The organism is Dyadobacter sp. BE31 (assembly GCF_031457695.1).
Taxonomy (GTDB): Bacteria; Bacteroidota; Bacteroidia; order Cytophagales; family Spirosomataceae; genus Dyadobacter.
The window spans coordinates 411,422-437,321 of sequence record NZ_JAVDXA010000007.1; the positions used below are offsets into that span (position 1 = coordinate 411,422).

The window sequence follows — 25,900 nt, forward strand, 5'->3', positions numbered from 1 at the left end:
TAACTGATTGATGATTGCTTCCGAAATAGATATTGATATCCGATTCAGCGAAACCGATGCCATGGGTGTGGTATGGCACGGTAACTACCTGAAATTTTTCGAGGACGGCAGGGAGGCTTTCGGGAAGAAATTCGGACTGGAATACCTTGACATCCACGCCAAAGGCTTTGTAACGCCCATCGTGAAGTCGGAAATCGACCATAAGGCGCCAGTTTACTATGGGCAGGTCATTCGGGTCATTACCCGGTATATCCCCACCAAATCGGCGAAAATACAGTTTGAGTACGAGGTGATTAATGTTACTACCGGGCAGCTTTGTGCTACGGGCAAAACCATGCAGGTATTCCTGGATCGCGAGTCGCGCGAGCTGGAACTGATCTCTCCGGATTTTTACAAGGAATGGAAAGCGCAGTACGACCTATGATCTACATTGGTGCGGAGGTCATTATAAGCCCTTTGGGCGACACTGCGGAGGATAACTGGGAGGTGCTCAGTGAAAATCGCAGCGGCATAGCGCTCGCTCCGGCGGTCGGATTTAACAAGGAAGATATTCATTTATCCAAAATAACGGGTCTGAACGGCCCATTGCGCTTTCAGCGACTGGTAATCAAAGCATTGGCAGTGCTCAAAGAGCGTATCGATGCTTCCATCCTCGCTTCTGACCGCACGATGGTGCTGATCAGTTCTACCAAAGGCGCGCTGGACGATTACCTGCGCGATCCGTTCAGCGAAACCTGTGCTGCGGTCATGCATGCGTTCAACCTCGCGCATTTGCCCGTCGTGATTTCCAATGCCTGCATTTCGGGTGTGCTCACCTTGAATGTGGCGGGTAATATGGTCGAAGCAGGGCAGTATGACCACGTGATCGTGATCGGCTGCGATGTGGTTTCCGACTTTGTGCTGTACGGTTTTCAATCCCTTTTTGCGGTAAGCGATAAGCCTTGCGCGCCGTTCGACGCGGGCCGGAACGGCATTACATTAGGGGAAGGCTGTGGAGCTGCGTTGGTATCCGGTACGCAATCGGTTTTTAAACATAAACCTTTGGAACTTCTCACGGGTACAAGCGCGAACGACGCAAACCACATTTCGGGGCCGTCGCGGACGGGGGAGGGGCTGGTAAGAAGCGTATTAAAGACGCTGAGGTATAATGATGTACTTGGGGATGAAATTGACTTCATTTCAGCTCATGGGACGGGAACGATATTTAATGATGAAATGGAGTCAATAGCGTTCGGTAGTCTAAATCTTTCGCACATTCCATTAAATAGCCTGAAAGGATATTTCGGGCATACGCTCGGCGCGGCCGGGGTGATCGAGACGGCTGTTTGTATGCAAATGATGCGGAAGAGCATGCTGGTCAGGAGTTTGGGTTACCGCGATGCGGGTACGTCCCAACCCTTGAATATCATTTTGGAAAACGAGCCGAAAAAGCTGCGGACGATTCTCAAAACGGCCTCGGGTTTCGGTGGCGGCAATGCTTCATTGATGATCAGGGATTTATGAAAGTGATTACGGCATATTGCAACCTGCGGGCCGGCGAGGTGCTCGTGAACGGCGAAGTAATCGCTCGGCGGGATGCGGGTTCAGAAGATTCCTGGTTCAAGCAGATTTACAAGCAGCAGGAGTTGGCATACCCCAAATTTTACAAAATGGATGTGCTTTCGCAGGCCGGTTACCTGGCTTCGGAACTCATCAAGCGGGCCAATCCGAGCATTTCAGAGGCATACGCGGACGATGAGATTGCATTGGTATTTGCCAATGCCTCATCCAGCGCGGAGACCGACCGGCGGTTTATCCAGTCTTATGAAAGTGGCGGCTCGCCGAGCCCTTCGCTTTTTGTATATACATTACCCAACATCGTGCTGGGTGAAATCGCCATTCTCAACAAATGGTACGGTGAAAATATGTTTGCTGTTTTGCCTAAATTCGTCCCCGGTTTTTACCTCGATTACAGCCGGATACTGCTCGCCTCGGGCAGCCGCGCCCTGCTCGGCGGATGGTTGGAAGTGACAGCAGGCAGCACGGATGTTTTTCTTTTTATGGTGGAAGAGAGAGAAAGCGGAACGGAATTTAACGAAGAAAACCTCCTCCACCTGTCGCAGACGGTTGCGGCATATTAACAGACGCTCAATAAATCAGCAATATGGATAGCTTAAAAGAAGATCTTAAGAAACAAATTATCGAGCAGCTTAACCTGGAAGACCTGACGGTGGCGGATATCGCGGACGACGCGCTGCTGTTCAACGACCAGGGCCTCGGCCTCGATTCGATCGATGCACTCGAACTGATCGTGCTGCTCGAAAAATACCACGGCATTCAGCTGACGAACCCGGAAGAGGGTAAGGAGGCATTCAAGTCCATCGATACGATGGCAGAGTATATCCGTAAAAGAAAAGCAGCTTAACCTCCTCACCGAATGGGCGTTTGCATTACCGGGATCGGCGTCGTGTCGGCCATTGGCATGTCGGTGGACGAAAACCTGAGCGCATTGCGCGAGGGGAGGACGGGCATCGGGCCGCTGCATTACCTGCAAGGTACGAAGGCGTCGCTGGCCGGCGAAGTGAAGGCTTCCAATGACGAGCTACGCGCTGCATTGGGCGTGGGCACCGAATACGTTTCGCGGACTTCCCTGCTCGGCTTGCAGGCAGCGCGTGAAGCCTGGGGTGATAACAAACGCTCCGGGGTGATCCGTACCGGCATTATTTCGGCCACTTCGGTAGGCGGCATGGACCGGAGCGAGGTTTTTTACAAAGATTATTTAGCCCAAAGTAACCCCGATTACCGGCTGCTCACAACGCACGACAGCGGCAGTACGACTGAGCGCATCGCGAAGGAGCTGGGCATTACGGGGTACATTAATACGCTTTCGACCGCCTGCTCATCGGGTGTGAATGCCATTATGCTAGGTGCCCGGCTGATCCTGCAAGGCACGCTCGACCGCGTGCTCGTAGGCGGATCTGACGCATTGAGCGGCTTCACCATCGACGGCTTCCGGTCGCTGATGATCTACGACGATCAATGGTGCCGGCCATTCGACGACTCACGTGCAGGGCTGAATCTCGGAGAAGGAGCAGGATTCCTGCTGCTGGAAGGCGAGAAAAGCATAGAACTGACTGGTAACAAACCCATTTGTAATGTGAGCGGCTGGGCTAATGCAGCCGATGCCTATCACCAGACGGCCTCGTCGCCCGACGGCAAAGGTGCCACATTGGCCATCGAGCATGCCATTCGCCGTGCCGGCATCGGGCTTGACCAGATCTCGTATGTGAATGCGCATGGCACGGGCACGAAGAACAACGATCACTCCGAGTCGGTGGCATTACAGAACGTTTTTGGCGACCGCATTCCGCCATTCAGCTCTACCAAAGCATTTACCGGGCATACGCTCGCTGCCGCCGGTGCCATTGAAGCGGTGTTTTCGGTGCTGGCGATCCGGCATAACCTCATTTTCCCCAACCTGAATTACCGGACTCCGATCGCCGAAACCGGCCTTGTACCGGCAACACAGCTGGAAACCGGCGTGGAAGTGAATGCGGTGCTCTCCAATTCATTCGGTTTCGGGGGAAATAATTCATCATTGGTTTTGACGAAATATGAATAAACCGGCATTGTACCTATCGGCGGCGTCCACGATTTCGCACCAGCCTACGTTCCGCAATCCGGGCTTTTCGGCGGCGTTGGCGCCGGTTGAAGCATCATCTGCATTGATCAGCCCCGACTATAAGGCCTATATCGATGCCGGGCTGTTGCGGCGCATGAGCAAGATCCTCAGAATGTCGGTTGCGTGCGCCAGGGATTGCATTGAGCAAGCTGGTACCGGCCAGCCCGACGCCATCGTGGTGGGTACGGGACTTGGCTGTTTGCAGGATACCGAAAAGTTCCTGAACACCTCGCTCACCGTGGAGGGATTGCTGCCGCCTACCTCGTTCATCCAATCGACGCACAATACCATGGCGGGGCAGATCTCGCTGAGCCTCGGCAACCATGGCTATAATATGACCCACACGCAGAACACGCTGTCGTTCGAGCACGCATTGCTCGACGCGGCTATGCTCCTGCGCGAGGGCGACCGTAACGTGCTCGTGGGTGCGGCGGATGAGCATATTGATATACTGGAAGATATTGTAGCTCAACTGGCATTCGAAGCCAGTGCTCCGCTTACTTCCGCTGCTTCTTTTTTTGTGCTTTCTGTTGAAAACCAGGGCGATGCAAAGGCTGTGTTGGCTGATGTATACACCGTCGGCGGAACGAAATATGGGCAGGAGGACATCGACGCGTTTCTGGACCGGAATGGCTTGCAGGCCGGCGATATCGACCTCGCTTTATACGCCGGCACGCCTGTGCAAGGGGCGGCGCTGAACGTCGATTACCTGTCGCTGGCAGGTGTTTATCCAACCGGATCCGCATTCGCATTGCATTATGCGATGGATTTGCTGGGAACGAATAGTGAGGTAAGGAATGTGTTGATTTGTAATGGATTAAGGAAAAGTAACCTGGGATTAACCCTTCTGAAAGCCGTTGAAGCATAATCTTCTCATATTCTTCTGCATTACCGCGGCGGCGCTCAGTTCCATCATCTTTTGGGAGACGGATTACCTGTGGTTTGTGCTGGCGGGCGTTGCATTGCTGTTTGTCGGCATAACGGCCTATGGCTCCGCGCAGATCCAGGTCAATTATTTTGTTAAATCAATCAATAAGGGTCGCACAAAGGCTGTTGCACTCACATTCGACGACGGCCCGGACCCGGATTCGACGCCCCGCATTCTCGACATTTTGCTTGAAAACGACTTGAAAGCAACCTTTTTCGTAATCGGGAGAAAAGCGGTGAACCACCCCGAACTGTTACGGCGCATTGTGGACGAAGGACATACGATTGCCAACCATTCGTACAGCCATCATTACCTCATAGCACTGTTTTCGACTCAGAAGCTCCGCACGGACATTCAGCGCTGCAATGAGGCGATCCGAGACATTACCGGCCGGGTGCCCGTGTTTTTCAGACCGCCGTTTGGTGTGACGAACCCGCGGTATGCCGCCGTTTTGAAGGATTTGCAAATGCAGTCCATTGGTTGGTCACTCCGCACCATGGATACGCGCGCGAAGAACAAGTACCAGCTCATCAATACCATTATTTCAAAATTAAAGCCCAAAGACATCGTTCTGTTGCATGACCACCTGTCGCTGACGGCCGACACGCTGCCGGACATCATCGGGCATTGTCGCGAAATGGGTATTAAAATAGAACCGCTTCCCCGGCTGATCGGGAAAGAACCTTATGAAAAGCATTAGAGTATTCAGCATCATAGCCTTGTGGATGGCGGCGCATGGTTCGATAGCGCAATCTTTCAAGCCGTCGGCCAACTCCGAAAAGGTACTTGGCGAGCTGAGAAAGACTTCGCAGGCCACCACCTCCATTCAGGCATCCTTTACCGAAGAGAAATACCTGGCTGTGCTCAAAGAGCCCGAGAAATCGTCGGGATTGTTTTACTACCAGCAGAAAGACAAAATGCGCTGGGAGCAACGGACGCCTTCGAAATACATTATCCTGATCAATGGCGAGAAGCTGCGCGTGCAGGAGGGCAACAAGGAGAAGAATGTGGGGCAGGCAGGACGTATGGCGGCGCAGATCAAAGAGCTGATGATCGGGTTGGTGAATGGTGATTTTCAGCAGAATAAAGGTTTTTCATCGGCTGTTCTGGAAGATAGCGATGAGTACCAGATCGTGCTCACGCCGGTGAACCGCCGTTTAAAGAATATTTATTCCAAAATCACGATGAACTTCTCCCGGAGTTCGCTGCGGTTGAAAGAGCTCTCTTTTTTCGAGAAGGGCGGGGACAAGAGCATTATGAAGTTTCAGCAGGAAAAATTCAATCAGCCGATCGCTGAAAACCTATTCCAAGACCTTTGATAACCATGCCTCTGAGCAATTTATATACGATTACTACCCTGGAACAGACTCCCGAACAGATCAACTGCACGTTGCAAATCGACGCGGCGCATCCGGTATTCCAGGGGCATTTTCCCGGATCTCCAGTGCTCCCGGGCGTTGTGCAATTGGAAATGGTGAAGGCTGTTTTGTCAAAAGCGTTGGGTAAAGCATTTGCATTGAAGGAAATGAGCACGTGCAAGTTCCTGGAAGTGCTGAATCCGACCGAAACGCCTCAGCTCACGATTCAGATTCAGTATAAAGGTGTGGAGCCGCTGGACGTGAATGCGGTGGGCAAGCATGGGGAAAAGACCTATTTCAAAGCCCGGGCCAGTTTCCAGTCAATCATTTAAACCCAACATTCAAAAGCCACAATGACCCTCTCGGACATTCAATGCTGTGTGATCATTCCTACTTACAACAACCGTAACACATTGCGGCGGGTGATCGACGGCGTTTTGCAGTATGCGTCCGGGCAGGAGGTAATCGTGGTAAATGACGGCTCTACGGACGATACGACGAGCATTTTGGCCGGTTACGGTGCAAAAATCCGCGTGCTGGATAATGTAGTGAATAAAGGAAAGGGCTTTTCGCTTCGAAAAGCATTTGTGGAGGCCATTCGGCTGGGTTTTGCGAATGCGATCACCATCGATTCGGACGGCCAGCATTTGCCTTCCGATATCCCGCTTTTTATCAGGGCGGCTATCGAAAATCCGGGCGCATTGCTGATGGGATCGCGGAATATGCAGCAGGAAGGCGTGCCGGGCAAGAGTTCTTTCGGGAACAAGTTCTCCAATTTCTGGTTCAAATTTGAAACCGGGCTCACATTGCCCGATACGCAGACCGGCTTTCGCCTGTACCCGCTCGGGCCGTTGAAAAAAATGTCGCTTTTCACGACGAAATTCGAAACGGAGATCGAAGTCATCGTCAAAATGGCCTGGAAAGATGTGCCTATTGTACCGATCAATATCCAGGTGATTTATGACAAGGACGAGCGCGTGACGCATTTCAGGCCGTTCCGCGATTTTACCCGCATCAGTATCCTCAATACGTGGCTGGTCACGCTCACGCTGGTGTATTACCTTCCGAAGCGGTTGTTCCGCTACATTCAGAAAAAAGGCCTTTGGAAAATCATCCGCGACGAGGCAGTAAAGTCCGACGAAAGCAATTTCAGCAAAGCCAAGTCCGTGGGTTTTGGGTTTTTCATGGGCATTGTGCCGATCTGGGGCTTTCAGCTGATGGTGGGCATCCCGCTGTCGATCGTTTTCCGGATGAACAAGGTCCTATTCCTGACCGCCGCGCACATCAGCATCCCCCCGGCGATTCCATTCATTATTTACGCTAGCTACAAATTCGGCGGGTTGTTTTACCGCAATGGCGTACAGATCACTTCCCTGGAAAACCTGACGCTGGAGTCGATTCATGTCAACTTCGTACAATATTTTTTGGGTGGCACGCTACTTGCTGCAGCGGTGGGCGTGGTCGGTTTTGTGGGTAGCTTTTTACTGCTGGCCCTGCTTCGTCCGAAGCGTTAAAACAGGCATTTTAAGGTCTGTTTTTCATTGATTATCCCAAATAATTCATTTTATTATTCTATTAAATCGCGACAAGACAGCTCCTGTCGGGTATTCCTGTTATTCCTTGAGATCCAGTTTGTTATCAAAATAGTGTTTCGAAATTGGCTCAAAAACTCTCCGAATTTTTATAAAATCTATACGAATTGATCAAAAATAAGGGTTTTGCGATTTTGATATGAGGTGCCTTTCTCTATATTTACGAGAATTATAAAAAACCATTTAACCAAATCGTTGATCATCGCATGAGTAACATTACCTATTTAGTGCCGGCGTTAGGCCTTGTTGGCTTGCTGGTTATGTTCTTCAAAAGAGGCTGGGTTGTCCGGCAGGATGGTGGAAGTCCTGAAATGAAAACCATAGCGGACGCAATTGCAGATGGTGCCCTGGCCTTCCTGAAAGCCGAATGGCGTGTACTCATTGTCTTTGGTCTTATTGTGAGTGTGATACTGGGTTACTCAGGCACACTGGTTGAAAATTCCAGCGCGTTTATCGGCGTATCGTTCCTGGTAGGGGCCTTTATTTCCGCATTTGCCGGATATATCGGGATGAATATCGCTACCAAGTCGAACGTGCGCACCACGCAGGCGGCACGTACGAGCCTTACGAGAGCGCTCGAAGTGTCGTTTACCGGCGGTTCTGTGATGGGGATCGGCGTAGCGAGCCTCGCCGTGTTGGGATTGGGTGGTTTGTTTATCATTTTGTATTCCACTTTTGTAGGCGATAGCACGGATGTGAACGGCCTTCCGATGGAGCGTGTGCTGGAAGTCCTTGCGGGTTTCTCGCTTGGTGCCGAGTCGATTGCCCTTTTTGCGCGGGTAGGCGGCGGTATTTACACCAAGGCAGCCGACGTGGGCGCCGACCTAGTGGGTAAAGTGGAAGCCGGTATCCCGGAGGACGATCCGCGTAACCCCGCTACCATTGCCGACAACGTGGGTGATAACGTGGGCGATGTGGCCGGTATGGGTGCCGACCTTTTCGGATCTTATGTAGCCACAATTCTGGCAACAATGGTACTGGGCCGTGAAATCGTGGCGCAGGGTACCGATAACTTCGGGGGTATCGCGCCGATCCTTTTGCCGATGGTGATTGCAGGTGTAGGCCTTATTTCTTCGATCATCAGCATGCTCCTCGTACGCGTGAGCGACGACAATGGTAACGTACAGGCCGCATTGAACCGCGGCAACTGGGGTTCGATCATATTGGTGCTGGTGGTAAGCTATCCGCTCACGATGTGGATGCTGCCTGAGGGTAATCTGAATATCCGCGGTGTCGACTTTACGGCGATGGATGTGTATCTGGCGATTCTGCTGGGCTCGGTCGTGGGGGCCATTATGTCGATGATCACCGAGTTTTATACCGCAATGGGCAAGCGCCCTGTCCAGTCGATTGTGAACCAGTCGTCTACGGGCCATGCTACCAACATTATCGGAGGGCTTTCGGTAGGGATGGAGTCCACAGTGATCCCGACTTTGGTACTGGCTGCTGGTATTTTCCTTAGTTATGAAGTGGCGGGCTTGTATGGTGTGGCTATCGCTGCCGCCGGTATGATGGCTACTACGGCCATGCAGCTGGCGATCGACGCATTCGGCCCGATTGCCGATAATGCAGGCGGTATCGCCGAAATGGCGCATTTGCCCGAAGAAGTACGTGGCCGCACCGATATTCTCGATGCAGTGGGCAACACTACCGCCGCAACCGGTAAAGGTTTCGCGATTGCTTCTGCTGCTTTGACATCTCTCGCACTGTTTGCTGCATTCTGCGGTGTAGCGGGGATCAATTCCATCGATATTTACAAGGCCAATGTGCTGGCAGGTCTGTTCGTAGGGGCCATGATACCATTTATCTTCTCTTCACTTGCTATTGCTGCGGTAGGGCGCGCCGCCATGAAGATGGTGGAGGAAGTACGCCGCCAGTTCCGCGAGCTGCCGGGTATTATGGAAGGTACAACCAAGCCCGAATACGATAAATGCGTGGCGATATCGACCCAGGCATCCATCAAGGAAATGGTGGCTCCGGGCCTCATTGCCCTTATTGTGCCGGTGTTGGTAGGTTTCCTGTTCGGACCCGAAGTATTGGGTGGAACGTTGGCAGGGGTAACCGTTTCGGGTGTGTTGATGGGGATTTTCCAAAACAACGCCGGCGGCGCCTGGGATAATGCTAAGAAGTCGTTTGAGAAAGGGGTAGTGATCAATGGTGAGACCTACTACAAAAAGTCTGACCCGCACAAAGCTGCGGTAACCGGCGACACGGTAGGTGATCCATTCAAAGACACTTCCGGGCCGTCGATGAACATCCTCATTAAATTGATGTCGATTGTTTCTCTCGTAATCGCCCCGCATATCGGAACCGGTTCGCACGGCGCTACAAGTGTAAAGGTTGACGAGAAATCCCAGGCCGTAACAGTCGCCGCACATACAACGGAGAATGCCGACACCGCTGCGCCGGTATTGCGTTTGGAAAGAAAAGGGGAGTAAGTTCTTTTCTTGAAAGATATGACAAAGCCCGGCGATGAGCCGGGCTTTGTTGCTTTATGGCGTTAGGACATTCGATTTGGTTTTAGGTGTTGAAATTCATATTTTAGATTAAAACTGAATATCATGGAAACGCTAACTATTGAAATAAACGATCCAAAAGCCAGACGCTTGATTGACGATCTGGTAGATCTAGGGTTGATATCGGTAAAGGAGGAAAAACTTTCTTGGAACGAGCGTTGGGAGGAGTTGTCCAAAGCACTTCCGGACATTGATTCAATAACAGAAGAGGATATTTTCGAAGAAATAAAGGCGGTTCGGGAAAGCCGCGAATCAAATTGATTCGGGTAGTTCTCGACACGAATTTATATGTCAGTGCACTGATTAATGGAAACTCACGGCGCCGACTCAACCTTGTTCTTAGTAACCCGCGGTTTGAAGTCATTACGGATAATGCATTATTGAGTGAACTTAGCGTCGTGATTTTTCGCCCCAAATTTGTTCGTTTCGTGTCGACAGCGCAGATCAAAGACTTTCTGAAACTCCTATCTGAAAAGAGCCTGCATTTCGAAACAACTTCGGTTGTAAGGCATAGTCCGGATCCAAAGGACGACTTTTTGTTGGCGCTCTGCAAGGACAGCTCTTCGGATTACCTGATTACGGGAAACAAGAGAGACTTGTTAGACTTGAAGCGATTCGGGAAGACAGAAATAGTTACGTTAAGCCAATTCCTTGATTTGTATGAACTTTAAAGCCCGACGATAAGCCGGGCTTTAAAGTTCTGTGCCGATTGAAAGACGAATTTAGTAACGAGATAAGATGGATTTTTTTGCCGGTTACTTTTCGACAAATGTTTGCTACCAATATTACATCGCTAACGCGATTTTACCTTGCGGGGATTTTCGCCCGTGACGCTTATTTTGGCTTCGTTACCAATATTCCCGTGTAGATGGCAACTCTAACCCAACTTCTTCTTCAAATACGCTAACGACAGCTTGTAAGCATCCGCAGCGGCATTGGCGTCGTATTTCGGGTTGCTGGGGTTGGCGAAGGCGTGGACGGCGTCGTACATTTTGATGGTCACTTTTTTGCCGGCGGCTTTCATGTCTTCTTCGAATTTGGCGACCGTGGCCGGTGGGATGCCCTGATCCTGACTACCAAAAATACCCAGAACGTCGGTGTTAAGCTTTTTCAACTTCTCGACATCGCCTTCGGGGCGGCCGTAATACATCACGCAGCCTACGACCTGGTTGCCCCCCGCAATGGCATTCTGCAATGACAGCATTCCGCCGAAACACCAGCCGATGCTGGCGATTTTCGCATTGGTGCCTGCGTATTGAATACCGCCTTTCGTAATAGCGGCCAGGCGCTCGGCGGGTGTGCTTTGCATGAGTTGGCCGGCTTCTTCGCGCGTGGTGCCTACTTTGCCGTCGTACATATCCAATGCGAGTACATTCACGTCGCCCAGGTCTTTGTGCAGTTTCGCGGCTTCCTGTTTGACATAGTCATTTAATCCCCACCATTCCTGATAGACAAAGAGCCATTTGTCGGATTTTTTCGGTGATTTGAGCAGAAAACCCGAGGCGGTCTTACCATCCGCTGTGGGGAAAGTGACGGTTTCGCCGGCACCTTGGTAGGTAAACGGCAGCGGTGTTTCGTGCAGCATCCGGAAATCTACATTGGCGGCCAGTTCCGACATGGCATTGGCAGGCGTATGACAAACCGGAATAGTAGTTGGGGTAACTTCCGGGGCCGGCAGGTTCATTTTGAACAGAAAAATGGTTACCAGAATAAAAACAGCTCTCATGTGTACAGATTTGAAATGAAAAGTTAGGATTGTGATATTAAATATATACAAAATACGGGCCAATGGAAACATCGGTTGCGCGAGCCTTTTTATGGCGGATTGATGAAATTCTTGCACTTATTAAAATACAGGAACTTAATATGCTTAGCAGCCCGTTAACTTTGCATTGAGTGAATGTAAGTCCATGAGCCGTAAGCAATACTTCTTTATTATCCTGATCCTCGGATCGCTGGCGACCGTCAGTCCGTTCTCCATCGACATGTACCTGCCGGGCTTTCCCCGGATTGCGTCGGATCTGAAAACCACTATTGACAAAGTACAACTTTCGCTAACGAGTTATCTCATTGGTATTTGTATCGGTCAGGTGCTTTATGGTCCGCTGCTCGATCGTTTCGGTCGTAAGAAACCACTGTACGCCGGTCTGATATTGTATGTGATCGCCTCGTTCGGCTGTGCCATGACGTCATCCGTGGATGCGCTGATCGCCATGCGGTTTTTTCAGGCAATGGGAGGGTGTGTAGGTCTCGTGGCGTCGCAGGCGTTGGTGAGCGACCTTTTCCCAGCCGATAAGCGTGCGGAGGTTTTCTCGCTCATCACATTGGTGATCGCTGTTTCACCCATGATCGCACCCACGGTGGGCGGTTACGTGACGGCTTCCATCGCCTGGTACTGGATTTTCGTGATCCTGGCGGGTATTGTGAGCCTGATTATCATGGCCATTTATTTCTTCCTGCCCACCGGGCGCAGTGCCGATGCCACAGTGTCGCTACGTCCCGAGGCGGTATTGGGAGGATACATCACCGTGATTTCGCAGCCCCAGTTTTTGATTTACACACTCGCAGGCGGTTTGGCAACAGCCGCGCCATTTGCTTATATTTCAGGCTCTTCGGATGTATTTATGAACATTTATAAAGTCTCTGAGCAGCAATATGGCTGGATTTTTGCGTTCCTGGCCGTGGCGATGATCGGCTCCACCCAGTTGAACCACTTTTTACTTAAAAAATACACCAGCGAGCAGATTATCCGCTTTACGCTAATATACCAAAGCATTGTCGGGCTGTTCCTGATCGTTGGCGTGTACAACAACTGGTTCGGGCTCTTTTCACTGATCGGGACGATGTTCGTATTTCTGACCGGACAGGGCCTCACCGGCCCCAATGCTTCGGCGCTTTCACTTGCGCCCTTCCGCAAGCACACGGGTAGCGCGTCCGCGCTCATGGGCAGCTGGCGTATGGGCGCGGGAGCTGTTATCTCGGCCATTGTGAGTTTCCTGCATAACAATACCGCCATGCCGATGGTCGGCATGATGGCCTTCTGCGCCTTTGGGGGCCTGGTTATCCTTCACGCGGGTAATGTGGTCGTACGCCACCGTGCCGCACGTCAGGATGTCGAGGACGAGGTTTCGGTACTACTTTAAGGCAACACCTTAATCGCGTTAAAAAGCAAATCCATGAACGCGTCGCGGTCGATATCGTAGGCTACCGTCGCGTTGGGCTCCATTTGCAGGGTATTGTAAAAATCCACCACCGTTGCGCCGCGGGTAAGCTCGCCTTTTGTTTCCACATCGACATAGCACGACTTCGTCTTGAAAATGCCGGGGTTAATCAGCCACGCAATGGCGCAGGGGTCGTGCAGGGCGGCACCACCGTTGAGTTCCACGCGGTTTTCCCGGTAGAAAATGGAAAAGAAATCCATCAGATCGGCTGCTGCTTTGCCGGTCTTGTTCCCCAATGCGCGTAAAAGTTCGATATCCTTCTGAAAAACAAGCGCTTTGTGCGTCACGTCGAGCCCGCACATGGTGATAGGGACACCGGCTTTGAAAACAATGGCTGCTGCCTCGGGATCTGCGTAAATGTTGAACTCGGCGAGGGGCGTCATGTTACCCCGGAATATCCCGCCACCCATGAGCGAAATGCGTTCGATTTTACTTTTGAGATGCGGGTAAGCTAGTAAAAACGTCGCGATGTTGGTCAGCGGGCCGGTGGGTACAATGGTAACGGGCGATTCGGAGGCGGCTAGTATGGCAGCAATTCCTTCCACTGCACTGATAGGCTGGGCTTGCATAACGGGCACAGGCAGGGCAGGGCCGTCGAGGCCGGTCTCACCGTGCACATAATCCGCGATGACGAGTTCCCTGAACAGCGGCTTGTCGGCACCATGGTACACCGGAATATCGGTTGCGCCAATGAGCGTCAGCACTTTCAGTGCATTTTGCAACGTTTTCGCCTGCGTCTGGTTGCCGGCCGAAATGGTAACGGCTTTGATATCGAAATGTCCGCTTCCGTGCGCGAGCATGAGCATCAGCGCATCGTCGTGGCCGGGATCGCAATCTATGATAACGGGGATTTTACTCATGATTAGTTAAAAAAGGAATCTATTTCATGTTGATAAGGGGCTGAGCTTTGCGCGCCCATACGCGTAACGGAAATGGCGGCTGCCCGGCAAGCGAAGTGACTGGCCTGTTCGAGCGTTTTGCCATCGGCAAGTGCTTTCAGCAATGCGCCATTGAACACATCCCCCGCGGCGGTGGAATCCACGGCTTCTACGACCGGCGTCGGGATAATGCCTGTGAAACCTTCTCCGGCGAGGTAGATGCCTTTGCTGCCCAGTGTGATAATGACGTTCTGTACACCCAGGTCAAACAGGTATTGTGCTGCCTTTTGAAGTGTTTCTTCACCTTCCACGGTAATGCCGGTGATGAGTTCGGTTTCGGTTTCGTTGGGGGTAATCAGGTACAAGCCGTTGAGGAACTCCCGGCCGAGCTCCATAGCTGGGGCGGGGTTAAGGACCGCCCGGATCTCCTTTTCCGCGCATTTCGCCAATGCCCAACGCACAGTTTCCGCCGGGATTTCCAGTTGCAGAAGGGCCAGCGTTACATTCTCAAATGCATTGTCGGCGATATCGGCGGGATGCAGGTCCATATTAGCGCCGGAAGCCACAACAATCTCGTTCTGCCCCTGTGCATTGACGGTAATCAGCGCAACGCCCGATGCCAGACCGGCCGATTCAGTCATGAACCGGGTATCGATGCCCTCTTTTTTGAAACCTTCCAGTGCTTGTTTTCCGAAAATATCATTTCCGGTTTTGGCTACAAAACGCACATCGGCGTCGAGCCTTGCCGCGGCTACGGCCTGGTTGGCACCTTTTCCACCCGGGTTCATCAGGAATGTCCCGCCCAGCACGGTTTCGCCGGGTTTGGGAAAATGTTCCGTTTTAACCACCATGTCGGTATTGGAACTTCCGATAATGAGCACGCTCTGTTTCATTGCCGTTTCGCGATTGATTTTATATCGACCAGGATACCCTGTCCGTGATGATGAGGTGGATAGTTGATCAGCTGCTGCCGCAAATTAATGTCCCCTCTTTTGTATTCATAGTGTGGAATGAAATAAAACTAAGCGAATAGTTTCTAAGCGTATCTAAATTTCTTAGTCAACTTGTAGAAGAATTTTAAATTTTTTTAGGGCTTTAAAAAGTGCTTTTCCACTATGGATAGGCGCTATTTGCTTGATAATTACAGTACTTTTACCGGATACTAATTAATTTGTAGTATTAATTGGTATGATTTTGTACCATATTGTGTGACGGATTTATTTTATATTTGATGTAGTATTGAACAATCTTATAACTATGCCTAGAATTTGTTCTATAATTCTATCTGTGTTGTTTTTCTGGGGAGGTAATCGGGGTGTGAGCGCGCAAGACAATAGTGCCATCTTTACCAAAAGAGATTCGCCCATTGGGATTGTAAGTTTCGGTGCAGCAGTCACTTCCGGCGTGCTGGGAGATGGCAAGTTTATCGACGGCTACATCAAAAAATCAGGCTCGGAACCCTTCATTTTTCCCGTGGGCGATAATGGTGCGCTTCGGCCGTTTTCGGTGGGATCCGACCAGGCCGTTGGAGCTTACTACGGCGTCAACCCGGCGGTGGCTGTAACGAGCAATCCAGCCGGCGGTGATTATGGCGTTTTGCCGGAAGGCGGTCCATTCAGTACCAGTTCAATGGGAGAGGGGCTGGCTGCAATCAGTACCAGCGAATATTGGGATATCAATGGCACCTCGCCGAGCCGCATTACACTTTCGTGGAATAGCAGTAGCGCTGTAAATGCACTGGTGACCAACCGCGGGCTTTCCAAACTGACTATCGCCGGCTGGGACGGTACAAAATGGGTGAATTTGCCTGCCAATGTCGACGCTACTTCTCTTTTCGGGCAGCCCAGCACGGAGACAGCCGGATCGCTGACTACTATTCTTGACGTAGTTCCCAATACTTACAATGTGTATACGCTCGCTGCATTGCGTGACGGGGCGTTGCCGGTTGTGCTGGTGAGTTTTACGGCCGTCGCACGCGAGCACACGAGCTATCTCGAATGGTCGACGTCCGAAGAGGTGAATAGCAGCCGTTTTGATATCGAGCGCAGCGATGATGCCAAATCCTGGCAGCTGATCGGCAGCGTGGCGGCCCGCGGAGACGGTATCACAACGCCCACGGCGCCTTCGCAGTACGAGTTTACGGATAGAAGTCCCCTGGGCGGCAAAAATTTCTACCGGCTGAAAATGGTAGACCGCGCGACGGACAGCACGGATGAGCCCTTCGCATACAGCCGCATTGTCAAGGTGGCGATGGATGGTCTGTCCGACTGGGCCGTTTACCCTAATCCGGTTGCCGAAAAGCTGTTCTTTTCTCCAAATATCAGGCAAAACCTGGCCTCCGCCAGGCTCACGGATGCCGGCGGACGGACTGTGTATGCATCGCGTGCGGTTTCAGGCGATGGTATTGATGTGAGCCGGATGCCTACCGGACTTTACCTGCTGAAATTCTCCTTTACCGATGGGTTGTCAAAATCATATAAGGTGCTGATCAACAGATGATCATGTGCTCAACCGGACGGAAAATACTAATTCAATGACTTATGGCTTATCTTGATCCTTATACTGTACCACTCACGGCCAACAAAGCGGCTCACCTGCTCAGAAGAGCTACTATGGGCCCCACACGCTCAGAGATTGCCGCATTTACCGGTCTGAACCCCGGAACGGCCGTTGACCAGCTATTTGCGAACGTTTCATACACTGCGTCGCCCCCGCCGCCAGTCGATTATGCGCCTACGAGCCCATACTACATGCAGCCGTTTACGGCCTTCCCGTTTGTCTCGTCCAGAAGTGGTGAATTGAGCGTGTATTTGCGCTATTGGTGGGTGGGAGTGATGATGTTGCAGAATAATAAGCCGTCGGTGCTCGAAAAGCTGACGGCCTTCTGGCAAAACCATTTCGTGGTGTCGCAGAACGTCATGGCCGACTACCGATACATGTACCGGTACCTGAAATTCCTCCGCGATAACAGCCTCGGGAATTTCAAAACGATGACCATCGGAATCACCAAAGATCCTGCCATGCTTATTTTTCAGAACGGGCACGGGAATAACAAGGATCATCCTAATGAGAACTATGCCAGGGAGTTACAGGAGCTTTTTACCGTAGGGCAGCAAGACTACTACGGTAATCCCAACTATACCGAAGAGGATGTGAAGGCCGCATCGAAAGTGTTGACGGGCTGGATGGTTACCAACTATTACGCTAACGGGACGACCGATTTTACTTCGAATTTCCATAGGAACTACCACGATACGTCCAACAAAACGTTTTCGGCCAAGTACGGCGGCATTACCATACAGGGCCGCAGCGACGACACCGCCGGCGACGTAGAGATGAATGAACTGGTGGATATGCTGCTAAGGCATCCCGAGACGCCCAAGCATATTTGCCGCAAACTCTACCGCTGGTATGTGAACCAGAATGTGACCCAGGATATCGAAAATAATGTGATTATTCCGCTGGCGGCGTTTTTCGCGAGCCCGGAGAATAATTACAATATCAAGCCGGTACTCGAAAAGCTGCTCAAAAGCGAGATATTTTTCAGTGACCAGAACATTGGCGCGATCATCAAATCGCCGATGGAATACTTGCTCGGTATGGGGCGCTATTTCGAGTTCCCTTGCCCGGACATGATGACGGACACTGCGGCATATATCAATTATATCCGTTTTTTTCTTTGGGGAATGGGCGGTATGAACCTCGAAATTCTCACACAGCCGCTGGTGTTCGGCTACCCGCCTTATTACCAGGTTGGATACTCTAAAAACTGGATCAACGGCTCGACGATCACCGCGCGCAGAGGGAATAGTGACACGATCATTTTCCCGAGCCAGGTTGTAAAACCGGGCTATGTTCTGGGTATCGATTTCCTGGCCTGGATCCAGAAAATCCAGCCGAATTTTGCAGATACGAATACTCAGGCCATTACCCCGGATGAAGTGTTGGCTGCATTCTCCAAAAACCTTTTCGCGATCGACCTCTCGGACGCGCAGAAAACCTACCTCATTGATGTGGTTTTTATGAACAACCTGCCGCGGATTGAATGGCGCTATGAGCTGAATGCCTACCGCAGCAACCCGGCGAGTACCACCGCTGCCAATGCCGTTAAAAACAGATGTTCCAACCTGATGCGGTATATGATCAGGATGGCTGAGTATGAGGTGTTTTAATTAGAAATTGTATGAAAAGAAGAGATTTTCTGGCATCAGCCTCAGCCATGGCGTTACCTGTAATGGTAAACGGATTTGGCATAACCAGCCTCAGTAACCGCTCATCCCTTGTGCGTTCGCTCATGGGAACGGCTGCTGCGGCTACCGACCGCATCCTTGTGATCATTTATCTGAATGGCGGTAATGACGGGCTCAACACCGTGATCCCGCTTCAATATTATTCCAAATACCAGAGTATCCGGACCAACATTGCTATTCCGCAAAACAAGGTACTCACATTGTCGGGTATGGCGGAAGCCGGGCTGCACCCGTCGATGACCGGTATGCGGGATATGTATAATCAGGGGCGGCTGGCGATTGTCAATTCGGTGTCGTATCCGAATCCCAACCAGTCACACCACCGGTCTTCTGATATCTGGATGACCGCTACGGATGCCAACCAATATGCCAACAGCGGATGGGCCGGGCGTTACCTCGACAACCGTTTTCCGGGTTATCCCCAGAATTATCCGAATGATACCATGAAGGACCCCCTGGCCTTGCAGATCGGTGTGCTCAACTCGACGAGTCTGCTGGGGCCGCAAAGCCCGATGAATATCTCGGTGGAGAACGTCAATAACTTCTATGCGCTGCTGAATGGCGGCCAGGGGCTGGCGTCCAGCGATTTGCCCTGCTGCGAGGCCGGGGAGATGATCAAGCACGTGCGGCAGCAGCAATTGCTTTCTACCGGTTATTCCGGGCAGATCAAGCGGGCTTATGACGCAGGCTCAACCAAGGCGACATATCCGACCGCGGGCACTACCACCGAGCTTTCGGAGCAGCTCAAAATCGTGGCGAGACTGATCCACGGCGGGTTGCAAACGAAGATTTATTTTGTGGAGCTGGGGGGCTTTGACACGCACGGCGATCAGGTTACGGCAAGCGATACAACGGTGGGAACCCACGCCAATTTGCTCAAAAAACTTTCCGAGGCCGTGTCGTCGTTCCAGAACGACCTGGTTCTTCAGGGGACTGCCGACAGGGTTATAGGCATGACCTTCTCGGATTTCGGGCGACGTGCCAATTCCAATGCTTCAAGGGGCACCGATCATGGTGTTGCAGCACCGATGTTTGTCTTTGGAACAGGTATCAAACGCCAGATGGTAGGTGTTGTACCGGATCTCAACAACGATCTCGAACCGCCGACCACCAGCCCGACGAATGAGAATCAGGAGATCAAAATGCAGGTGGATTTCAGGCGGATTTATTCCGATATCCTGCGGGATTGGTTCGGCGCACAAAGCACCGTCACCGACTCATTGCTATTCAAGAATTTTAAAACGACTTCCCTTTTCTCGAATGTGATCGAAACGACTGCCTCGGGCGCGTGGCCCGACCGTTCGATCTGGTCGGCCGGACGGCCCCCGGGCGTAGGCGACTACGTGCGCGTGAACCCGGGCCATGTGGTGGCAGTTGGCCAGAATATCACTGTCCGCAACATTGAAGTAGAGGGAGGAGGAGAGCTGAATATCCTCGGAAATTATACGATTAACACCACAGGATAAGCAAGAAACTTGCCTGTTGCTACATTGAAAGTGCCGGAGAACGTTGATTTCTTCCGGCACTTTTTGTTTACTTTACATTGTTCCAAACGATATTATTCATGAAAAAACTGGTTCATTACGCGTTTGTCGCTACGATCCTGCTCATGCAGGCGTGCCAGAAAAAAACAGAGAAAGCAGAAGGTACTATGCCACCGATTAGTGAAGTATTTGCCCGCTATTACGAAGAAAGGCTTCCACTCTACCCTTTGGAAGCAACCATGAACGGTGATAACCGTTACAACGACAAGATGTCGGACGACCTCTCGCAGGCAGGAAAATCCCGTATGATCGCTTTTTACCGGAAATACCAGGATGAACTCGCCAAGTATGACCGCGGGAAGTTGACCCCGGAGGAGAAGGTAAGCTGGGATCTGATCGAATGGGAATGCGGCATTAACCTGGAAGGCTTAAAGTACCCTGTGGAGCTGATGCCGATCAACCAGATTTTCTCTACCCACCTGATGATCGGGCAAATGGCGAGCGGCAGCAGCTTGCAACCGTTTAAAACCGTGAAAGACTATGATAACTGGCTGAAACGGGTGGACGGCTTCGTGGTGTGGTGTGATACGGCTGTCGTAAATATGCGTAACGGGATCAAGCAGGGCTATGTTTTGCCTGCGCCGCTGATCAAAAAGGTGATCCCGCAGTTTGCCGACATGGATCACGGGCCGGTGAAAGATCACCTCTTTTATTCGCCCGTCAAGAACTTCCCGAAGGACTTTTCGGACGAAGACAAGGCAAGGCTTGAAAAGGAATATGCTGCAATGGTTGAATCGAAAGTGATTCCTACCTTCCAGAAAATGCATGTTTTCATGGAAAAGGAATACCTCCCTGCCGGCCGGATGACCGATGGCTTCGCGGCGCTTCCAAACGGCAAGGCTTTGTACAATTACTATATTAAGTACTACACCACCACCGATCTCACGGCCGAGGAGATCCATCAGATCGGATTGAAAGAGGTAGCACGTATTTCGGCCGAAATGGAGAAGGTGAAGACGCAGGTAGGTTACCAGGGCGATCTCAAATCTTTCTTCAATGCAGTGCGGGCCAACAGAAAGCTCATGCCTTTCACCAAAGCCGAGCAGGTAATTGCGCATTTCAACGAAATTCATGAGCGAATGAAGCCCAACCTGACCAAGCTTTTTGAACTTACACCGAAAACGCCCTTCGAAGTGCGCAGGACAGAGGCATTCCGGGAGGCGTCGGCTTCTGCGGAGTACAATCCGGGATTGCCCGACGGTTCGCGGCCGGGTATTTTCTATGTGCCGGTGCCGGATGCAAAAGAATACAATATCGTTTCCGATGAGAGTCTTTTTCTGCACGAAGCTATTCCGGGGCATCATTATCAGATCTCATTGCAGCAAGAGAACACCGCGCTGCCGGAGTTTCGCAAAAACCTTTGGTATAGTGCCTATGGCGAAGGCTGGGCATTGTATACCGAGTCGCTGGGCAAGGAACTGGGGCTTTATACCGATCCTTACCAGTATTTCGGCATGCTGAGCGCAGAAATGCACCGGGCGATCCGCCTCGTGGTGGATACCGGCCTGCATGCGAAAGGCTGGACGCGCGATCAGGCGATTAAGTACTCGCTGGATCATGAGGCCGAATCGGAGGAGAGCATCACGGCGGAAGTGGAGCGCTACATGGCAGGCGCCGGACAGGCTCTGTCGTACAAGATCGGTCAGTTGAAAATCCGGGAATTACGTTCGAAGGCAGAGAAAGAAATGGGAACGAAGTTCGATATCCGCGCTTTTCACAAGTTGGTACTGGAATCGGGTTGTGTACCGCTTAAACTGCTCGAAGATAAGGCCAATGCATGGATAACAGCAGGTAAATAGGTTTTTTCGGGATACCCCCGACCGGCGAAAGAGCAATGTCTGAACGGCATTGCTCTTTTTGTTTGGTTAAAAGTAAAAAATTGGACAAGAGCAGTATAGAACAGGACAGTTCGTTGATTCCAAATTGGTATTATCGCTTCAATAAATGTGCATTTTTTTAGTTAAATTTAAATATTGGGTAAAAAAATGTCACAGAACCTGAACCCAAGATGATGTATTTAAGGACTAGTTTTTTGCTGCTGACCGTAGCGGTTGTAGTTGCTTTGGGCTTCCAGTCGTGCAACAACAAGCAGAGTAGTGCTGCTGAGGAGAAACTGCCCGAGCAGGTAAGTTACAACTTCGATATCCGGCCCATTCTTTCCGACAAATGCCTGGCCTGCCATGGCCCCGATGCGAACAAGCGGGAAGCGGGCCTGCGCCTCGACGACCCCGTGAGCGCATTTGCCGCATTGAAAGACAATCCCAAAGCGCATGCACTGGTGGCAGGCAAGCCCGATCATTCCGCCGTTTACCTGCGCATCACTACCGAGGATACCACCCTCAGGATGCCGCCGCCGGCTTCCAATCTCAAATTATCCCAGCGGGAAATCGACCTGATCGGGAAATGGATCAAACAGGGCGCTAAATATGAAAAGCACTGGGCATTTGTGGCACCCAAGAAGCCAAAACGGCCCGAGGTGGATCACGAGGATTGGGCCCGGAACGATATCGACTATTTCATTCTCGAAAAGCAGGAGCAGAAAGGACTCGAACCCAGCGAGGAAGCCGATAAGGAACGCCTGCTTAAACGCCTGAGCCTCGACCTGAACGGTCTGCCGCCGAGCTTGCAGCTAATGGACGAGTTCCTGGCCGACAATAGCCCGAATGCTTATGAGAAGGTCGTCGACAAACTGCTCGCCAACCCGACTTATGGCGAAAAAATGGCGATCCACTGGCTAGACCTCGCCCGTTATGCCGACTCGCACGGCTACCAGGACGATGGCTACCGTACCCAATGGCCGTGGCGCGACTGGGTGATCCATGCCTTCAACAAAAACATGCATTATAATGATTTTGTGACCTGGCAGCTAGCCGGTGACCTGCTTCCCAATTCTTCAAAGGAGCAACTTCTGGCAACGGGCTTCAACCGCAACCACAAGATCACCGAAGAGGGCGGGGTGATACCCGAGGAATACCGCATTATGTATGTAACCGATCGCAACGATTTGTTCGGTAAAGGCCTGCTTGGGGTTACGCTCGAATGCGCGCATTGCCACGACCACAAATACGACCCGTTCTCGCAAAAGGAATATTACCAGATGTTCGCATTCTTCAATAATGTAAATGAAGTGGGCATCGAATCGGTGATCGGCGGGCCGGAGACTTATGCGAAGAAACCGTTGATGGAGATCAGTAACGAGGAGGTTAAGAATATCCTGACATTCATTAACAAGCCCGATACCAACCGGCTGATCGTGTCTGTGATGGGGGACCTGGACACGTTGCGCAAGACTTACGTCCTCAAACGCGGGGCCTATGATGCGCCGGGCGAGGAAGTACAGGCCGGGACGCCTGCCGCGATCCTTCCATTTGACAAAAAGTACCCTAAAAACCGCCTTGGGCTTTCGCAATGGCTATTCGATAAGCGTAATCCGTTGACGGCGAGGGTGTATGTGAATATCCTCTGGCAGGAGTTCTTTGGAAAAGGTATTGTCAAAACCTCCGGTGATTTCGGAATGCAGGGCGAGTTGCCGACGCATCCGAAACTGCTCGACTGGCTGGCTGTGGACTTCATGGAGCACAACTGGGATATCAAACGGTTTGTGAAGCAAATGGTGATGTCTGCCACTTACAGGCAGTCGGCCGTGGTCACGAAGGAACACCTCGCGCGTGACCCGGATAATGTGTACCTGGCGCGTGGCCCGCGCTACCGCATACACGCGGAGTTTGTGAAAGACCTTGTGCTGGCTAGCAGCGGGTTGCTCAACCGGACCATCGGCGGACCGAGCGTGAAGCCTTACCAGCCTGCCGGCTTGTGGGAAGGTGCTACGTCGGGGCGTGGGTTACTGTCGGTATACAACCAGGATCATGGCGCGAGTCTCTACCGCCGCGGCATGTACACGCTCATCAAACGCACTGTTCCGCCTCCCACTATGGCAATTTTCGACGCCAGCAATCGCGACTTGTGCGAGGTAAGGCGTCTCAAAACCAATACCCCGTTGCAGGCATTGGTGATGATGAATGACCCGACGGTGCTGGAAGCATCGCGTGTGCTGGCTGCGAAACTGTTGCAGGAAAAGACCACCACCGAGGAGAAGATCACGAAGGCATTCAGGCAGATTGTTTGCCGCAAACCGAGCCAGAAAGAACTGGAAGTGCTTACAGGCTATTATGCGAAAGAACTGAAAGAAATTCAGCCTAAAACGGCTGAGAAGATGATTTCGATAGGGGAGTACCCGCTCACCAAAAACGTGGATAAAAAGGCGCTTGCTTCGTTGATGCGCGTCATTTCCACGATTTACAATCTGGAAGAAACGATTACGAAATCTTGAGGGCCGTCGGCCGTCGGCAGTCGGCTTTCGGATATTGTAAATATAAGTGTGGTATTTAAAAAACGCCGACGGCCGAAAGCCGAAAGCCGAAGTTTAAAAAAAGCCGAAGTCAGATAAAAAATGGAAAAGGAAATCATTGAACACGGATTTAGTTTCAATAGAAGACGCTTTCTCTCTACGATGAGCCTGGGTATCGGGAGCGTGGCACTGGGCTCGCTGCTCATGCCCGACCTGCTGAAAGGAGGCGGGCTGGAAGAGGAAGGGCTTGCACCGGGTATCCCGCATTTCGCGCCGAAAGCGAAGCGGGTGATTTATTTGTTCCAAAACGGCGCGCCCTCGCAACAGGAGCTTTTTGATTATAAACCGAAGCTGCGCGAAATGTTCGGGCAGGAAATACCACCTTCCGTGCGTGGTACGCAGCGGCTTACGGGTATGACGGCCAACCAGGCGTCGTTTCCGCTCGTGGGTTCTTTCGTGGATTTCAAACAATATGGCCAGTCGCAGGCATGGGTGAGCAATCTCATGCCTTATACTTCCAAAATCGTGGACGACCTGTGCTTTGTACGCTCGATGTACACCGAGGCGATCAACCACGACCCGGCATTGACATTCCTGCAAACCGGCTCACAGCAGGGCAACCGGCCGAGTATGGGCTCGTGGCTGAGCTATGGGTTGGGTAATGAGAACAAAAACCTGCCGAATTTCACGGTTTTGCTCTCTCGTGGCGTCGGTAATGGGCAAGGGGTGTATTCCAAATTGTGGTCCAATGGCTTCCTCGACTCGGTGCACCAGGGCGTGCAGTTCAGCAAGGGCGAGGATCCGGTGCTTTACCTGCGTGATCCCGAAGGAATGGACCGCAAAGAGCGCCGCGATATGCTCGACAAGCTCTCGGAGTTGAATGAATTGTCGTACCAGGAGTTTGGAGATCCGGAGATTACGGCGAAGATCAAGCAATATGAAATGGCTTATCGCATGCAGACGGCGGTGCCGGAAGTAATGGATTTGTCCAAAGAATCGGATGATATCATCAAGCTCTACGGTCCTGAATGCCTCGTGCCGGGTACGTACGCGGCCAACTGTCTGCTTGCACGCAAGCTGTCGGAAAACGGTGTGCGGTTTGTGCAGCTCTACCACCAGGGTTGGGACCAGCACGGGAACCTGCCCTACGAAATAACCAAACAGGCCATGGATGTGGACCAGGCATCCGCTGCATTGGTAACTGATTTGAAACAGCGAGGATTACTGGATGAGACGCTCGTGATCTGGGGAGGGGAATTTGGCCGTACAAGCTACACCCAGGGCAAACTCACACCCGAAAACTACGGCCGCGATCACCACCCGCGCTGCTTCACGATCTGGATGGCCGGCGGTGGTATCAAGCCCGGTATCGTCTACGGCGAAACCGATGAACTTGGCTACAACATTGCCAAAGACCCCGTGCATGTGCACGATTTCCAGGCGACGATCCTGCACCAGCTCGGTCTGAATCACGAAAAGCTGATATTCAAGCACCTCGGGCGCCGCTACCGGCTCACCGACGTTTCGGGTAAGGTGATCCGGGACATTATCAGCTGATTTTTTTGAGAGTTGTTTATCATTGGTCATTTTTTGGTGGAATTATA

At 51.7% G+C, this 25,900-nt stretch carries 23 protein-coding genes; 20 read left to right on the top strand and 3 right to left on the bottom strand.

Annotated features, from left to right (window positions below; all coding sequences use genetic code 11):
• Window positions 1-10: 10 nt before the first annotated feature.
• The 13 genes from J2Y43_RS29525 to J2Y43_RS33675 all read left to right on the top strand — a co-directional run bounded on the left by J2Y43_RS29525 (window position 11) and on the right by J2Y43_RS33675 (window position 10,726).
• Window positions 11-424 (top strand): thioesterase family protein, encoded by a 414-nt coding sequence (locus J2Y43_RS29525; protein ID WP_223405215.1) that lies wholly within the window; start codon window positions 11-13, stop codon window positions 422-424.
• Window positions 421-1,503 carry a beta-ketoacyl synthase N-terminal-like domain-containing protein gene (locus J2Y43_RS29530; protein ID WP_309991146.1) on the top strand — a complete coding sequence of 361 codons (1,083 nt, stop codon included), beginning with the start codon at window positions 421-423 and terminating at the stop codon, window positions 1,501-1,503. The genes J2Y43_RS29525 and J2Y43_RS29530 overlap by 4 nt, the downstream gene beginning before the upstream one ends.
• Window positions 1,500-2,120, top strand: a complete 621-nt coding sequence (locus tag J2Y43_RS29535) for a hypothetical protein (protein WP_309991150.1) — start codon at window positions 1,500-1,502, stop codon at window positions 2,118-2,120. The genes J2Y43_RS29530 and J2Y43_RS29535 overlap by 4 nt, the downstream gene beginning before the upstream one ends.
• A 23-nt stretch (window positions 2,121-2,143) precedes the next feature.
• Window positions 2,144-2,404 carry a phosphopantetheine-binding protein gene (locus J2Y43_RS29540; protein ID WP_309991152.1) on the top strand — a complete coding sequence of 87 codons (261 nt, stop codon included), beginning with the start codon at window positions 2,144-2,146 and terminating at the stop codon, window positions 2,402-2,404.
• Window positions 2,405-2,416: 12 nt separating this feature from the next.
• Complete coding sequence (locus J2Y43_RS29545) at window positions 2,417-3,601, top strand: beta-ketoacyl-[acyl-carrier-protein] synthase family protein (protein WP_309991155.1); 1,185 nt, start codon at window positions 2,417-2,419, stop codon at window positions 3,599-3,601.
• On the top strand, window positions 3,594-4,529 hold the full coding sequence (locus J2Y43_RS29550) for a beta-ketoacyl synthase chain length factor (protein ID WP_309991158.1): 936 nt from the start codon (window positions 3,594-3,596) through the stop codon (window positions 4,527-4,529). The genes J2Y43_RS29545 and J2Y43_RS29550 overlap by 8 nt, the downstream gene beginning before the upstream one ends.
• Window positions 4,519-5,289, top strand: a complete 771-nt coding sequence (locus tag J2Y43_RS29555) for a polysaccharide deacetylase family protein (RefSeq protein ID WP_309991160.1) — start codon at window positions 4,519-4,521, stop codon at window positions 5,287-5,289. The genes J2Y43_RS29550 and J2Y43_RS29555 overlap by 11 nt, the downstream gene beginning before the upstream one ends.
• Window positions 5,276-5,908, top strand: a complete 633-nt coding sequence (locus tag J2Y43_RS29560; protein WP_309991162.1) for an outer membrane lipoprotein carrier protein LolA — start codon at window positions 5,276-5,278, stop codon at window positions 5,906-5,908. Before J2Y43_RS29555 ends, J2Y43_RS29560 begins: the two co-directional genes overlap by 14 nt.
• A gap of 5 nt (window positions 5,909-5,913) precedes the next feature.
• Window positions 5,914-6,279, top strand: a complete 366-nt coding sequence (locus tag J2Y43_RS29565; RefSeq protein ID WP_309991165.1) for a 3-hydroxyacyl-ACP dehydratase — start codon at window positions 5,914-5,916, stop codon at window positions 6,277-6,279.
• A 21-nt stretch (window positions 6,280-6,300) separates the two neighbouring features.
• The gene (locus tag J2Y43_RS29570; RefSeq protein ID WP_309991167.1) at window positions 6,301-7,461 is read left to right on the top strand and encodes a DUF2062 domain-containing protein; all 1,161 of its coding nucleotides are present in this window, start codon (window positions 6,301-6,303) and stop codon (window positions 7,459-7,461) included.
• A 284-nt stretch (window positions 7,462-7,745) separates the two neighbouring features.
• Window positions 7,746-9,977, top strand: coding sequence for a sodium-translocating pyrophosphatase (locus J2Y43_RS29575; protein ID WP_309991169.1), 2,232 nt, complete (start codon window positions 7,746-7,748; stop codon window positions 9,975-9,977).
• A 123-nt stretch (window positions 9,978-10,100) separates the two neighbouring features.
• Window positions 10,101-10,316: a hypothetical protein gene (locus tag J2Y43_RS29580; RefSeq protein WP_309991170.1), complete on the top strand. Its 216-nt coding sequence runs from the start codon at window positions 10,101-10,103 to the stop codon at window positions 10,314-10,316.
• On the top strand, window positions 10,313-10,726 hold the full coding sequence (locus J2Y43_RS33675) for a putative toxin-antitoxin system toxin component, PIN family (protein WP_409014513.1): 414 nt from the start codon (window positions 10,313-10,315) through the stop codon (window positions 10,724-10,726). Before J2Y43_RS29580 ends, J2Y43_RS33675 begins: the two co-directional genes overlap by 4 nt.
• A gap of 206 nt (window positions 10,727-10,932) precedes the next feature.
• On the opposite strand, the gene J2Y43_RS29585 is transcribed toward J2Y43_RS33675, so the two are convergent.
• On the bottom strand, window positions 10,933-11,781 hold the full coding sequence (locus J2Y43_RS29585) for a dienelactone hydrolase family protein (RefSeq protein WP_409014514.1): 849 nt from the start codon (window positions 11,779-11,781) through the stop codon (window positions 10,933-10,935).
• A 184-nt stretch (window positions 11,782-11,965) separates the two neighbouring features.
• On the opposite strand from J2Y43_RS29585, the gene J2Y43_RS29590 reads away from it, so the two are divergent.
• The gene (locus J2Y43_RS29590) at window positions 11,966-13,198 is read left to right on the top strand and encodes a multidrug effflux MFS transporter (RefSeq protein ID WP_309991173.1); all 1,233 of its coding nucleotides are present in this window, start codon (window positions 11,966-11,968) and stop codon (window positions 13,196-13,198) included.
• Here the strand turns inward: J2Y43_RS29590 and J2Y43_RS29595 are convergent.
• The gene (locus J2Y43_RS29595; RefSeq protein WP_309991177.1) at window positions 13,195-14,136 is read right to left on the bottom strand and encodes a nucleoside hydrolase; all 942 of its coding nucleotides are present in this window, start codon (window positions 14,134-14,136) and stop codon (window positions 13,195-13,197) included. The genes J2Y43_RS29590 and J2Y43_RS29595 overlap by 4 nt on opposite strands.
• Window positions 14,137-14,138: 2 nt before the next feature.
• Window positions 14,139-15,047, bottom strand: a complete 909-nt coding sequence (gene rbsK, locus J2Y43_RS29600) for a ribokinase (RefSeq protein WP_309991180.1) — start codon at window positions 15,045-15,047, stop codon at window positions 14,139-14,141.
• 364 nt (window positions 15,048-15,411) lie between these two features.
• On the opposite strand from rbsK, the gene J2Y43_RS29605 reads away from it, so the two are divergent.
• The 6 genes from J2Y43_RS29605 to J2Y43_RS29630 all read left to right on the top strand — a co-directional run bounded on the left by J2Y43_RS29605 (window position 15,412) and on the right by J2Y43_RS29630 (window position 25,853).
• Window positions 15,412-16,653 (top strand): T9SS type A sorting domain-containing protein, encoded by a 1,242-nt coding sequence (locus J2Y43_RS29605; RefSeq protein ID WP_309991183.1) that lies wholly within the window; start codon window positions 15,412-15,414, stop codon window positions 16,651-16,653.
• A gap of 41 nt (window positions 16,654-16,694) precedes the next feature.
• A complete protein-coding gene (locus tag J2Y43_RS29610; protein WP_309991185.1) occupies window positions 16,695-18,326 on the top strand; it encodes a DUF1800 domain-containing protein in 1,632 nt (543 codons plus the stop codon).
• Window positions 18,327-18,337: 11 nt separating this feature from the next.
• Window positions 18,338-19,870 carry a DUF1501 domain-containing protein gene (locus tag J2Y43_RS29615; protein ID WP_309991186.1) on the top strand — a complete coding sequence of 511 codons (1,533 nt, stop codon included), beginning with the start codon at window positions 18,338-18,340 and terminating at the stop codon, window positions 19,868-19,870.
• 98 nt (window positions 19,871-19,968) lie between these two features.
• Window positions 19,969-21,747, top strand: a complete 1,779-nt coding sequence (locus J2Y43_RS29620) for a DUF885 domain-containing protein (protein WP_309991189.1) — start codon at window positions 19,969-19,971, stop codon at window positions 21,745-21,747.
• A 212-nt stretch (window positions 21,748-21,959) separates the two neighbouring features.
• Window positions 21,960-24,278 carry a PSD1 and planctomycete cytochrome C domain-containing protein gene (locus J2Y43_RS29625; RefSeq protein ID WP_309991368.1) on the top strand — a complete coding sequence of 773 codons (2,319 nt, stop codon included), beginning with the start codon at window positions 21,960-21,962 and terminating at the stop codon, window positions 24,276-24,278.
• A 120-nt stretch (window positions 24,279-24,398) separates the two neighbouring features.
• Window positions 24,399-25,853: a DUF1501 domain-containing protein gene (locus J2Y43_RS29630; protein ID WP_223405247.1), complete on the top strand. Its 1,455-nt coding sequence runs from the start codon at window positions 24,399-24,401 to the stop codon at window positions 25,851-25,853.
• Window positions 25,854-25,900: the final 47 nt, after the last annotated feature.